The sequence below is a fragment of the Paenibacillus sp. BSR1-1 genome, from assembly GCF_030403775.1.
Taxonomy (GTDB): Bacteria; Bacillota; Bacilli; order Bacillales; family Cytobacillaceae; genus Neobacillus.
Genome location: NZ_JAQMWQ010000034.1, coordinates 40,414 through 53,759, shown reverse-complemented (window position 1 = coordinate 53,759; position 13,346 = coordinate 40,414). Strand labels below are relative to the sequence as shown.

Genomic DNA, 13,346 nt, shown 5'->3' with positions numbered 1-13,346 from the left:
CACCCGTTCCCATACCGAACACGGAAGTTAAGCTTCTCAGCGCCGATGGTAGTTGGGGCACGCGCCCCTGTGAGAGTAGGACGTTGCCAGGCAAATGAAAAAAGGACAATCCGCGAGGATTGTCTTTTTGTGTTGGGATCAAACTTTTATCCAAAAATGAAAATTGGACACATTGTGGACACGAGAACTGGAGAAATAGAAGGTCGAGTCGACAAGAGGGTTTATAGAGGACAAGGGGAAAGGAAGAATTAGGAGCCGAATCCACAATAGCACTTATAGAGGACACGAGCAGTAGAAAAGTGAAAGGCCAAGTCCACAATAGTGATCTTCAATAAAAACAAACAAAAATTTATGATTTTTGAAAAGAAATCACCTATAGACATACACCCAATTGTGAAACACAACATAATATAATAAAGAGTATTCGAAAAATTGTATACAAATTTAAATTGCCGGGCAGAATGGGTGTATGGAGGTGGAGGAATTGAGTTCATTTTTAGCACATAAATATATTGAAGAAACTTGTGTAATTTGTGAGAATCTAAAACCAAAAGGCATACATCTATATACTTCGTTTATTTGTACCGACTGTGAAAATGATTTGATTCAGACAGATACAAATGATCCAAAATATAAATATTTCCTTAAACAGCTTAAAAAAATAAACACTCCAGAAATATTTTCATAACAAGTCCTTATGGGCTTTATTTTTTTTGTTAAAATAGATGAGACTATGTAAAGGAAGTATATAAAAAATGACTCAATCCCAGAAGCCCTTATATGAAGCATTAATAAAACATATAAAACAGAAGCCAATATCCTTTCATGTACCTGGACATAAATATGGGGAAATTAATCTATCACCATTTTATCAGCCTATCCTGCAGCTCGATGCAACAGAACTGACAGGACTCGATGACCTGCACTCTCCTGAAGAAGCCATCTTAGAGGCAGAAAACCTTTTAGCTGACATTTTCCAAGTAGAAAAAAGCTATTTTCTTGTAAATGGATCAACCGTCGGCAACTTAGCGATGATCATGGCAGCTTGTACAGAAGACGATACTGTCCTTGTTCAAAGGAACTGCCACAAATCTGTCCTAAATGCGTTAAAGTTAGCAAAAGTAAATCCAATCTTTTTGGAACCGGAATATAACAGGGAGTGGAAGGTAGCAGATGGGATTACTCCTGAAACAGCAGCAAAAGCGGTAAATCTATATCCCAATGCAAAAGCCATCATATTGACCTATCCAAATTATTATGGGTTAGCAACCGATGTACAAGAAATTATTGAACAGGCCCACCGGCATCAAATTCCTGTTTTAGTCGATGAAGCACATGGCGCCCATTTTATCACCGGCCAGCCCTTTCCGGCTTCTGCTGCGCAAATGGGAGCGGATATAGTCGTGCAATCCGCACATAAAACCCTGCCGGCCATGACGATGGGCTCATATCTGCATTTTAATAGTAAACTCATTGAAAAAACCAAAGTAAAAGAATACTTAGAAATGTTCCAATCCAGCAGCCCCTCCTATCCAATTATGGCGTCGCTTGATCTGGCCAGACATTATTTAGCAGGCTATGAGCAAAAGGACAAAACATTTTTACTAAAAGAGATCAACCGTTTTAAAGAGGAATTAGCAAAAATTCCGCAGATTAATGTGTTAGAGTTTCCTAATCATCATGGAGATTGTTTAAAAATAACACTTCAATCCCAATGCGGATTAAGCGGCTTTCAAATCCAAGAAAAATTAGAAGAGCAAGCTATCTATACAGAACTAGCCGATCCCTATAATGTCCTTCTCATCCTTCCATTATTAAAACAAGGACAGACCTATCCGTTGGAAGAGACGGCATTAAAAATCAAAACCATTCTAGAGGATCTTCCTTATCAAGAATGTAAGGAAGACTATCAGCCAGCTGCTGGCAGAATTTCAGGTCTAGCGATTCCTTATAAAGAGATGTCCAGCCTAAAAGAACAAGATATGCATATAAATAATGCTGTAGGCCATGTTTGTGCGGAGACTATTATTCCTTACCCGCCGGGCATACCCTTGCTGTTAAAGGGTGAAAAAATAACAGAAGAAAGGCTGACCCAGCTTAAAACACTGTTAGAATCAGGGGCTAGATTTCAGGGAGACACAAACTTAAGAAAAGAGTCCATCAGAGTTTTTATACAACATTAGATTTAAACAGTTTTGGAGGTTTTATTTGAATGAACAGCGGAACATTTATTACATTTGAAGGGCCGGATGGTGCCGGTAAAACAACGATTATCAGCATGGTGGCTGAAAAGCTTAACCACGCCCTATTAACAAGGGAGCCAGGTGGCATTGATATTGCCGAACAAATCAGAAGAGTCATTTTAGACAAGGAAAATACTGCGATGGACCCCAGAACAGAAGCCTTGCTTTATGCAGCAGCGCGCAGACAGCACTTGATTGAACGGGTGAAACCAGCGCTTAAGGCAGGAACAGATGTTCTTTGTGACCGGTTTGTCGACAGCTCCCTTGCTTATCAAGGCTATGCAAGAGGATTAGGAATAGACGAAGTATGGAGCATCAATCAATTTGCCGTCGAGAACTTAATGCCAAAGTTAACAATATACTTTGATATCGAGCCGGAATTAGGTCTGACGCGCATTAATAAAAATAAAGGCCGGGAAATTAATCGGTTAGATTTAGAGAACCTTGAATTTCACCATAAAGTACGAGAAGGATACCACCTCTTACTCGATCGCTTTCCTGAGCGTATTGTTAAAATCGATGCTTCTGGAACAGTAGACGAGGTTTTTAAAAAGACCTTACAGATTGTCGAAACAAAATTAGCTGAAAAATAGCCTTTATGTGAGGCTTTTTTTTATGGCTAAATTTCCACTTGAAATAAATCTGCTATAATATAGATAAAGGAAATAGAATCGGTTTAATAGAGGAGAGGTTGTTCGATGAAACTAATTATCGCTGTTGTACAAGACCAGGATAGCAACCGGTTATCAAAGGCATTAGTAGAGAATAATTTCAGGGCGACAAAGCTTGCCAGCACAGGCGGATTTTTAAAATCAGGCAATACGACCTTTATGATCGGGACCGAAGATATTCGCGTTGACCGTGCTCTCCAGATTATTAAGGATAACTGCAGGGCGAGAGATCAGCTCGTTTCCCCTGTGTCTCCAATGGGCGGGAATGCTGACTCCTATGTTCCATATCCAGTAGAAGTGGAAGTAGGCGGAGCAACAGTATTCGTCTTGCCAATCGAGCAATACATGCATTTTTAGATATAAACAATAAATTTTGACTTTGAGAATTGTCTAGCTCCAGCGCCTAGGGGCTCGGGTCATAAGCCAATCCGCCAAGAAGGCTAAAAGGCAAGCCTTCTCGTCGGCTCGTCTTATGCCTGTCGCCCCTGGTCAAGGCGCTTCCGCATTTCTTTCAAAAAAGTGAGTGATAATTGTGGTTAAAACATGGGATCAACTAGAAGAGCTGCAGCCAGCCGTATTGAAGATGATAAAAAACAGCTTTATAAAAAATCGAGTGGCCCATGCATATCTTTTTGAAGGCATGAAAGGGACTGGTAAAAAAGAAATAGGGCTGCTTTTGACGAAGTCCCTTTTCTGCGAGTCATTAACAGATGGCTTTAAACCGTGTGAGGATTGTAAAAATTGCCGTCGGATCAACCATGGGAACCATCCTGATGTTCATATTGTTGAACCGGATGGGCTGTCGATAAAGGTGGATCAAATCAGAAGCCTGCAGGCTGAGTTTGCGAAAAAGGGCTTAGAATCCTTGAAAAAGGCTTACCTAATCATCCATGCCGATAAAATGAGCAATAGTGCTTCTAATAGTTTATTAAAATTCCTTGAGGAACCCAATGCTGAAACCGTGGCGATTTTAATCACCGAGCAGCCTCAGCAAATATTACCTACGATTCTTTCAAGGTGCCAAACATTAAAATTTCAGCCATTATCCCCGCAAATTATGATTAAACAATTGGTGGAAAACGGCGTCGCACCCCAAAAGGCACCACTGTTAGCCCAGCTTACAAACAGCATCGATGAAGCGCTTGAACTAAATACCAATGAATGGTTTGCACAAGCCCAAAAAATAATGTTAAAATTATATGAAGTGTTGAGAAAAAATCCGTTAGAGGCGATGGTAACGCTTCAAAGCGATTGGTTCCCTCACTTTAAAGATAAAGAACAGATTCAACGAGGTTTAGATCTTTTACTTCTTATTTTTAAGGATTTACTATATATACAATTAGATAGGCAGGAGCAAATTGTTTTTAAAGGGGAAAGTGAGCGGTTAAATCAATTTGCCTTGCAAACATCCGGACGGCGTATATCGGAACAAATGTCAGCTATCCTTGAGTCAAAAAGGAAGCTTGCGGCTAATATGAATCCTCAGCTGATGATGGAACAGCTTGTGTTAAAATTGCAGGAGGGATCTTCATTTGTATGATGTTGTAGGAGTACGCTTTAAAAAAGCGGGGAAAATTTATTATTTTGATCCTGGAGACCTCTCAATTCAAAAAGATGATTTTGTCATTGTTGAAACGGTACGCGGCGTCGAATATGGAAGGGCAGTTATTCCCCGCAAACAGGTAGGGGAACATGATGTTGTTCTCCCATTGAAAAAGGTCGTTAGAATTGCAGACCCGAAGGATCGAATGATTGTTGATGAAAATAAACAAGCTGCCCAGGAAGCCTATGAAGTATGTAATGAGAAAGTAAATGAACATCAGCTGGATATGAAGCTGGTTGATGTTGAATATACATTTGACCGCAATAAAATCATTTTTTACTTTACGGCCGATGGAAGAGTCGATTTCCGTGAGCTAGTGAAAGATTTAGCGGCTATATTCCGGACAAGAATCGAACTTAGGCAAATTGGTGTCCGCGATGAAGCAAAGATGCTTGGCGGGATTGGCCCATGCGGAAGAATGCTTTGCTGTTCTACCTTTCTAGGTGACTTTGATCCTGTTTCCATCAAAATGGCGAAGGATCAAAATTTATCGTTAAATCCTACGAAAATATCTGGCTTATGCGGCAGGCTTATGTGCTGTTTAAAATATGAAAACGACGAATATGAATCTGCTAAAGAACAGCTCCCTGATTTAGGGGAAATCATTGAAACTCCACAGGGTGCAGGCAAAGTAGTAGGATTAAATATATTAGAACGAGTGCTTCAGGTTGAACTAAAGGAACAAGAACGGGTTCTGGAGTATACTTTGGATGAAATCGTTAAAGAAGGGGCCTTTTCTATACAATCCACAGATTAAGAGGTGTACGCCGTGGATAAAAAAGAAATATTTGAATCAGTAAGTAACATGGAAACACAAATTGGGAGTCTTTACCAACAGCTTGGGGAATTGAAGCAGCATTTAGCCGAAATACTAGAAGAGAATCATTATCTAAAGCTTGAAAATGAACATCTAAGGCGCCGTTTAGATGTAACCACGGAAGCAGAAAAAAAGGAAACAGAAGTTAAGAAGGGAGCTGCCCAATCGGGGGCAACTGCCATGAAGCCTTTTGATGTTGGGGAAGGATACGATAATCTTGCCCGTCTTTACCAAGAAGGCTTTCATATTTGCAATCTCCACTTTGGAAGTTTGCGCAAGGAAGGCGATTGTTTATTTTGCCTTTCCTTCCTTAATAAGAAATAGCTAAAGCCTTCCTTTAACAGGGAGGCTGTTTTTTTAGGAGGAAACTATGGTTATATTGAAGGAAGATGAGCGGCTTGATTATTTGCTTGCTGAAAATTTAAGGATTATTCAAAGTCCATCTGTATTTGCCTTTTCATTGGATGCCGTTTTGCTGGCAAGGTTTACGTATGTCCCGATTCAAAAGGGGAATTTAATTGACCTTTGCAGTGGAAATGGTGTGATTCCTTTGTTTTTAAGTGCCAGGACAAAGGGAAAGATTACAGGTGTAGAAATTCAAGAGCGGTTATATGATATGGCGGTTAGAAGTATTGAGTATAACGAGCTTCAGGACCGATTAACGATGATTCATGGTGATATTAAAGAAATGCCTAAGCAATTAGGCTTTGGAAAATTCGATGTTGTCACCTGTAATCCGCCTTATTTTACGACACCTTCTAAGGAAGAAATAAATCCGAATGAGCATTTGGCTATTGCTCGCCACGAGATTCTCTGTACGCTGGAGGATGCAGTAAAGGCTTCAAGCCAATTGGTACGTCAAGGCGGGAAAGTAGCCTTTGTACATCGGCCGGGGCGTCTCTTGGATATGATTACGTTGATGCGCACATATAGGCTTGAGCCCAAACGTATTCAGTTCGTTTATCCAAAGCAGGGGAAGGAAGCCAATACTCTTTTAGTCGAAGCGATTAAAGACGGCAGTCCCGACTTAAAAATACTGCCGCCCTTATTCGTCTATAATGAAAAGGATGAATATACACCTGAGATCCGAGAGATTTTATATGGAGAATAACAAACATTACTTTTATGTGTTAACCTGCCGGGATGGAAGCTTCTACGGGGGCTATACGAATAATCTTGAGCGCCGCCTAAGACTTCATAATGAAGGAAAAGGGGCAAAATATACAAGGGGACGCGGCCCTCTTGAGCTGACTTTTTATAAAGAATATGATAATAAAACGGATGCCCTTAGAGCGGAATACTACTTCAAAAGGTTATCACGAAAGAAAAAAATTGAGTTTTTAATGGAAGAAACGGGTGGATATAATGTGGCAGCAGAAAAGCTTTGATAATGAAGAACAAAAAGGTATTCTCTATCTTGTTCCTACTCCCATCGGAAATTTGGAGGATATGAGCTTTCGGGCAATCCGAATATTAAAAGAAGCAGACTTGATTGCTGCTGAGGATACAAGAAATACGAGAAAGCTCTGTAATTATTTTGAAATTGAGACGCCTGTTGTCAGTTATCATGAGCACAACAAAGAGACAAGTGGGGAAAAATTAATTCAAAGGGTAAAGGAGGGCCAAAAAATTGCTCTTGTCAGTGATGCGGGTATGCCGACGATTTCTGACCCAGGTTATGAACTTGTGCAGGCTGCTATAACCGAAAAAATGACGGTAGTGCCTTTACCGGGTGCCAATGCTGCCCTCACTTCCTTAATTGCCTCAGGGCTAAGCTGTCAGCCGTTTTATTTTTATGGATTTCTAGCCAGAAGTAAGAAAGAAAAGCGCTCTGAGTTAGAAGTTTTAAAGAAACAAACAGCTACGATCATTTTCTATGAATCACCGCACCGTTTAAAAGAAACATTAGCCATTATGCTTGAGGTTCTCGGGAATCGGAACATTGCCCTATGTCGAGAGCTGACAAAGAAATTTGAGGAATTTATTCGAGGCACCCTTGAGGAAGCAATGAATTGGGCCAATCAAGACGAAATTCGCGGGGAATTTTGTTTAATAGTAGAGGGAAGCACAGGTGAAGTCGAGGAAGAATATAGTTGGTGGGAAAGTTTTACAATTGAAGAACATGTTAATCACTATATTTCAGATAAAAAGATGGCCTCAAAAGAAGCCATCAAACAAACAGCAAAAGACCGCGGCTTAAACAAGCGTGAAGTTTATCAAACGTATCATATTGAATAAAATTAAAAGCTCCAGACCAATAATGATCTGGAGCCGTTTATATTAAAGATGTAAAAAAGAAAATATCTGCTTAATTTTTATTTTGCTAATTCAAAGCTGTTTTGAATTTCTTGAAGTAATTGCTCTGCACCTTCACGGCTAAGAATTAACTTGCCGCCAGCAAGTGCTAAATTGTCATCAGATACTTCACCAGTTACTTGGCAAGTCATGTTTGGCTTGTATTTCTTAAGGATGATACGATCATCATCCACATAAATTTCAAGAGCATCCTTTTCAGCAATACCAAGAGTACGTCTTAATTCAATCGGAATAACCACACGGCCTAATTCATCAACTTTACGAACGATACCAGTAGATTTCATTTTTAATATTCTCCTCTCATTAATAAAAAAGTATATTCTCTATTTTACAATTCGTCATTATTCGACAAATTTTTCTTAATTTCATAATACCAGCCATTCCCATATCCGTCAATTATTTTTATTTTGAAAAATAAAAGAAAATTTTTCCTTCAAGTGAAATTATTGATTTGATAGGGTTTTAGAGAATGTTTTTTCTATTAAACATGATTTTTAATATTATCGCAGTGTAAATTCAGTTCTGTTTTGATTCTGCAAAATTCGACAAATATCTACATAATCAGCATTTTAACAACATATATTTCGTTTAAGGTCCTATTTTTATGGGTGTATAAGGAAAATTTTTAAAAATGTTGGAAGCGAGGGATGGCGCTTTCTTGCACAAAAGTCCTTTTTTCGGTATATTTTGAGGATAGAAGCGGGAAAAAAGAGGCAATAATGGTCAGTAGGGTTAATGATTGCTGACCTAATAGGAGGAGTAAAAATGGAGGAAAAATTAAAGACCTTTTACCTAACGACACCAATTTATTATCCAAGTGGAAATTTACATATTGGTCATGCTTATACCACTGTTGCGGGTGATGCTATGGCTCGCTATAAGCGGATGAGAGGGTTTGATGTCAGGTATTTAACAGGAACAGACGAGCATGGGCAAAAGATCCAGCGTAAAGCGGAAGAAGCGGGAATTACCCCGCAGCAGTACGTAGACGGTATGGCTGAAGAAATTAAAGTCCTCTGGAAAAAGCTCGATATTTCCTATGATGATTTTATCCGGACGACTGAAGAAAGACATAAGCAAATTGTTCAAAAGATTTTTGCAAGATTGCTTGAACAGGGTGATATTTATCTCGATCAATATGAAGGCTGGTATTGTACACCTTGTGAATCCTTCTATACCGACCGTCAGCTTGTCGATGGAAACTGCCCGGATTGCGGACGCCCTGTCGAACTTGTAAAGGAAGAATCTTATTTTTTTAGAATGAGCAAATATGCCGACCGTCTTTTGCAATATTACGAGGAGAATCCTGAGTTCATCCAACCGGAATCCCGTAAAAATGAAATGATTAATAATTTTATTAAACCTGGTTTAGAGGATTTAGCAGTTTCAAGAACGACGTTTGATTGGGGGATTAAGGTCCCAGGCAATCCTAAGCATGTTATCTATGTATGGATTGATGCACTTTCAAACTATATTACGGCATTAGGATATGGCACAGAAAACGACGCTAACTATTTGAATTACTGGCCGGCTGATGTTCATCTGGTCGGGAAAGAGATTGTCCGTTTTCATACGATTTATTGGCCAATTATGTTAATGGCCCTTGATATTCCGTTGCCAAAAAAGGTATTTGCGCATGGCTGGCTATTAATGAAGGACGGAAAAATGTCAAAGTCAAAAGGAAATGTGGTCGATCCGGTTACGTTGATTGATCGCTATGGCCTTGATGCACTCCGCTATTATTTATTAAGGGAAGTCCCATTTGGTGCCGACGGAGTTTTCACACCTGAAGGCTTCGTGGAAAGAATTAATTTTGACCTGGCAAACGATCTTGGAAATCTGTTAAATCGAACTGTTGCAATGATCGAAAAATATTTTGCTGGTGTGATTCCAGCGTATTCGGGTTCTATCAGTGAATTTGATGATTCCTTGCTTCAAGTTAATCGTGAAACAGTCACAAAATACGAAGAAGCCATGGAGAAAATGGAGTTTTCTGTTGCGTTAACATCCATCTGGCAGCTAGTCAGCCGGACTAATAAATATATCGATGAAACCCAGCCATGGACACTAGCTAAGGATGAGGCTAAAAAAGCTGAGCTTGCAAGTGTAATGGTTCATTTAGCGGAATCGCTGCGCAGAACAGCCATTCTGTTAAAGCCGTTTTTAACACGGACTCCTGATGGGATCTTCAAACAGTTAGGAATAGAAGAGGAAGCTCTAAAAGCATGGGAAAGTCTTGAAGGTTTCGGATTGATTCCAAACGGAACGAAGGTAGCGAAGGATGCACCTCTATTCCCAAGACTTGAAATTGCAGAAGAAGTAGAATTCATTAAGACCAAGATGCAGGGCGGAACACCTGCGGCGGCTGAGGATAAGAAAGAGGAAAAACCTGAGGCCATCGATGAAATCTCCATTGATGATTTTATGAAGATTGACCTGCGTGTTGCCGAAGTTATCCAGGCAGAGCCAATTAAAAAAGCCGATAAACTGCTCAAGCTGCAGCTGGACCTTGGTTATGAAAAGCGCCAGGTTGTATCAGGAATTGCTCAATACTACAAGCCTGAGGAATTAGTGGGACGTAAGGTTATTTGTATAACAAATTTAAAACCGGTTAAATTACGCGGTGAACTATCACAGGGTATGATACTAGCAGGTTCAAAAGACGATCAGCTATCACTTGCAACCGTTGATCAAACCCTTCCAAATGGTTCTAAAGTAAAATAATTCTAAAATGTTACAGCGTCTAGGGGCTCGGGGTCATAAGCCAATCCGTCGAGAAGGTTAAAAAGCAACCTTCCCGCCAGCGTTTTATACCTGTCGCCCCTAGGAAAAAATGAACTGCTTTTTTCCCTGGTCAAGGCGCTTCCACTTTTCGATATAGAAATGTTCCACGTGAAACAATTTTCGGGACATTTCTATTTTTTTATTTATAGTATGACAAGGAAATCTATTGTGAAAAAAGGAGCATATGAAATGTTATTCGACACACATGTACATTTAAACGCAGAACAATACAATGAAGATTTGCAAGAAGTGATTGAAAGGGCTCTATCAGAGGGAGTTTCGAATATGGTTGTTGTCGGTTTTGATCGGCCGACGATTGAAAAAGCGATGGAATTGGCGGAAAACTATGAGTTTCTTTATGCCTGTGTTGGTTGGCATCCTGTTGATGCCATAGATATGACGGATGAGGATTTAGCTTGGATTGAGGAATTATCAAAACATCCAAAGGTAGTAGCAATCGGAGAAATGGGCTTGGATTATCATTGGGACAAGTCTCCAAAGGAAATCCAAAAAGAGGTTTTTCGCAAGCAAATCAGACTGGCTAAAAAAGTGAAGCTTCCTATTGTCATCCATAATCGGGAGGCGACGGCAGATATTGTGGAAATATTAAAAGAAGAAGGGGCTGAGGAAGTAGGGGGGATCATGCATTGCTACAGCGGCAGTCCTGAAGTGGCAAAAGAATGTGTGAAGATGAACTTTTATATTTCACTTGGCGGTCCGGTAACGTTTAAAAATGCCAAAAAGCCGAAGGAAGTAGCGGCAGAAATTCCGCTAGATAAATTGTTAATTGAAACAGACTGTCCCTATTTAGCTCCACACCCATACCGGGGAAAGAGGAATGAACCGGGTTATGTAAAGCTCGTCGCTGAGCAAATTGCCGAAATAAAGGGGGTAACATTAGAAGAAGTTGCCGAAGTAACGACACGAAATGCTAAAAAATTATTCGGCATAAACTGATAAGAGATTATGTCGAAACGATGAGAAGTTTGTCCAAATTTTTTCTTATAACAAAAAGTTCTACACGCCTCCTTTTCTACATAGGATTACCGTGTCGATAAGTTTTCCTTTGCAATTTTCCCAATATTATGCATAATTAAAAATACGTTCACAGGATAAGCAAGGGTTGACAGCCGGCAGCATGGTTCTCAATAATCTCTCCGAGAAAAGGAGGCGTTTTTCATCGTATTCAAAAACATGAAAAACCTGTTTTTCATGTCTTTGAGCGGGAGAAATTTGACCATTGCTTTTGCTAGTTTTGTAGTTTTGTTAACAACTCTTGGAATTCTTTTTTTTGAAGGATCAAAGAAAACTGTTGCAATTACTCTTAATGGCGAGCAAAAGGTCGTTAATACACATGCAGATACCGTCAAAGAGTTATTTGATGAACTGGATGTATCACTTCGCTCACAGGACTACTTGTTTCCAAAGGCGAACGCAAAGGTGAAGGACCACCTTAAGGTCGTTTGGAAACAGGCGAAACAGGTTAGCATTGTCAAGGACAACGAGAAGAAAACGATTTGGACAACAGCCGGTACAGTGGCTGAGCTCTTAAAGGAGCAGAAAATTGTTTTGAATGCACATGATCAAATCTCACCAAACCCAGAAGCGGCAATCCAAAATAAGCTGAGGGTCGGCATTAAAAAAGCCTTTAATCTAACCTATGTTGACAAGGGCAAAGCACAACAAGTTTGGACCACTTCGACTACGGTCGCTGACTTTTTAACGCAGCAGGGCATCAAGCTAAATTCATTAGACCGAGTTGAACCAACACTGACTGAAAGTGTGAAAGAAAATGGTGTTGTTAACGTCATCCGAGTAGAAAAGGTCACCGATGTAGTGGAAGAACCTGTTGAATTTGCCGTGGTAACCAAAAAGGATGAAGGGTTAGAAAAAGGAAAAGAGAAGATCTTATCAGCTGGTAAACATGGCCGTGTTTCCAGGCAATACGAAGTTTTACTTGAAAATGGCAAGGAAGTTTCAAGAAAATTACTTAGTGAGCAGATGATTGCAGAGAAGCAAGATAAAGTTGTGGCTGTCGGAACGAAGGAGTTATCTTTACAAGTTTCCCGTGGCGCAGTGGAAACGGGAAAAGAGTTTTATGTTACTGCAACCGCCTATACAGCAAATTGTAATGGCTGTTCAGGACGTACTGCAACCGGTCTTAATCTCCGTGCTAATCCAAACATGAAAGTTATTGCTGTTGATCCGAGAATTATTCCGCTCGGAACGAAGGTTTATGTCGAAGGCTACGGCTATGCTGTTGCAGCTGATACAGGCGGAGCAATAAAAGGGTACATAATTGATGTATTTGTGCCGTCTAATGCAGATGCGTATCGCTGGGGACGTAAGAAAGTCAAAATTAAAATTTTGCAGTAATTTACTTAGGTGCAGAGGGTCCTATCCTCTGCATTTTTACTTTTTCATTATTTTTTTAATACTTAACAACGAATAGTAACTAGATTTTTTAACTATGTTTTATGCTTTAATGTATGATGGCTTTTGATAATATAGACGACGAACATTACAAAAATGTTTCAAGTTTTTTTCAATTATTTTTATTTAATTTGGGAGAAGGATGAAAATTCGAGACAAGTTTCAGGAGCATCAGCTTCACACGACTGAAAGTGATAGCTTTTAAGAGGAGCGCTTAGGGGTTCGGGATCATAAGCCAATCTGTTGAAAAAGTTTAAAAAGCAACCTTCCCGTCTGCTCGTTTCATCCCTGTCGCCCAGGGCCACTAAGGAAGGCTCCGTAAGATAATCATCACAGAAACAGGCTCTGCTTGTTCTGAGGGCGCTTCCACTTTATGATATAGAAATGTTCCAAGCGAAACAAATTTTGGACATTTCTATTTTTTTATTAAGGGTATGATCAGCTTACCCCTGAAGCGGTGGTAGATATAATGTTTTCTG

General features: G+C 39.8%; 14 protein-coding genes and 1 rRNA gene. 14 read left to right on the top strand and 1 reads right to left on the bottom strand.

Going from position 1 to position 13,346, the window contains the following annotated elements; genetic code table 11:
• The 11 genes from rrf to rsmI all read left to right on the top strand — a co-directional run.
• Positions 1-92: ribosomal RNA gene (gene rrf / locus PH210_RS28125) — 5S ribosomal RNA — on the top strand; the annotation flags it as partial.
• A gap of 377 nt (positions 93-469) precedes the next feature.
• Positions 470-688 (top strand): sigma factor G inhibitor Gin, encoded by a 219-nt coding sequence (locus PH210_RS28120; protein ID WP_289989793.1) that lies wholly within the window; start codon positions 470-472, stop codon positions 686-688.
• Positions 689-755: 67 nt separating this feature from the next.
• Positions 756-2,183, top strand: coding sequence for an aminotransferase class I/II-fold pyridoxal phosphate-dependent enzyme (locus PH210_RS28115; RefSeq protein WP_289989791.1), 1,428 nt, complete (start codon positions 756-758; stop codon positions 2,181-2,183).
• Positions 2,184-2,212: 29 nt separating this feature from the next.
• Entirely contained in the window at positions 2,213-2,836 is a 624-nt protein-coding gene (gene tmk / locus PH210_RS28110; protein WP_289989789.1) for a dTMP kinase, read from the top strand.
• A gap of 105 nt (positions 2,837-2,941) precedes the next feature.
• The gene (darA, locus tag PH210_RS28105) at positions 2,942-3,271 is read left to right on the top strand and encodes a cyclic di-AMP receptor DarA (protein ID WP_223596413.1); all 330 of its coding nucleotides are present in this window, start codon (positions 2,942-2,944) and stop codon (positions 3,269-3,271) included.
• A 175-nt stretch (positions 3,272-3,446) separates the two neighbouring features.
• On the top strand, positions 3,447-4,454 hold the full coding sequence (gene holB / locus PH210_RS28100; RefSeq protein WP_289989787.1) for a DNA polymerase III subunit delta': 1,008 nt from the start codon (positions 3,447-3,449) through the stop codon (positions 4,452-4,454).
• A complete protein-coding gene (locus PH210_RS28095) occupies positions 4,447-5,274 on the top strand; it encodes a PSP1 domain-containing protein (protein ID WP_223596411.1) in 828 nt (275 codons plus the stop codon). The genes holB and PH210_RS28095 overlap by 8 nt, the downstream gene beginning before the upstream one ends.
• Positions 5,275-5,286: 12 nt before the next feature.
• Positions 5,287-5,658 carry a DNA replication initiation control protein YabA gene (gene yabA / locus PH210_RS28090; RefSeq protein ID WP_289989786.1) on the top strand — a complete coding sequence of 124 codons (372 nt, stop codon included), beginning with the start codon at positions 5,287-5,289 and terminating at the stop codon, positions 5,656-5,658.
• 46 nt (positions 5,659-5,704) lie between these two features.
• On the top strand, positions 5,705-6,445 hold the full coding sequence (locus tag PH210_RS28085; protein ID WP_289989784.1) for a tRNA1(Val) (adenine(37)-N6)-methyltransferase: 741 nt from the start codon (positions 5,705-5,707) through the stop codon (positions 6,443-6,445).
• Positions 6,435-6,722, top strand: coding sequence for a GIY-YIG nuclease family protein (locus PH210_RS28080; RefSeq protein WP_289989782.1), 288 nt, complete (start codon positions 6,435-6,437; stop codon positions 6,720-6,722). Before PH210_RS28085 ends, PH210_RS28080 begins: the two co-directional genes overlap by 11 nt.
• Positions 6,700-7,572, top strand: coding sequence for a 16S rRNA (cytidine(1402)-2'-O)-methyltransferase (gene rsmI, locus PH210_RS28075; RefSeq protein WP_289989780.1), 873 nt, complete (start codon positions 6,700-6,702; stop codon positions 7,570-7,572). Before PH210_RS28080 ends, rsmI begins: the two co-directional genes overlap by 23 nt.
• Positions 7,573-7,649: 77 nt before the next feature.
• Here the strand turns inward: rsmI and abrB are convergent, their stop codons facing one another.
• Positions 7,650-7,934 (bottom strand): transition state genes transcriptional regulator AbrB, encoded by a 285-nt coding sequence (gene abrB / locus PH210_RS28070; RefSeq protein ID WP_223596406.1) that lies wholly within the window; start codon positions 7,932-7,934, stop codon positions 7,650-7,652.
• A 481-nt stretch (positions 7,935-8,415) separates the two neighbouring features.
• Here abrB and metG point away from each other — a divergent pair, with 481 nt between their 5' ends.
• From metG to PH210_RS28055, 3 genes are all read left to right on the top strand, one after another.
• Positions 8,416-10,374, top strand: a complete 1,959-nt coding sequence (gene metG / locus PH210_RS28065) for a methionine--tRNA ligase (RefSeq protein WP_289989777.1) — start codon at positions 8,416-8,418, stop codon at positions 10,372-10,374.
• A gap of 249 nt (positions 10,375-10,623) precedes the next feature.
• Positions 10,624-11,391 carry a TatD family hydrolase gene (locus PH210_RS28060; protein WP_289989776.1) on the top strand — a complete coding sequence of 256 codons (768 nt, stop codon included), beginning with the start codon at positions 10,624-10,626 and terminating at the stop codon, positions 11,389-11,391.
• Positions 11,392-11,628: 237 nt separating this feature from the next.
• Positions 11,629-12,810: a G5 and 3D domain-containing protein gene (locus PH210_RS28055; RefSeq protein WP_289989775.1), complete on the top strand. Its 1,182-nt coding sequence runs from the start codon at positions 11,629-11,631 to the stop codon at positions 12,808-12,810.
• Positions 12,811-13,346 lie beyond the last annotated feature (536 nt).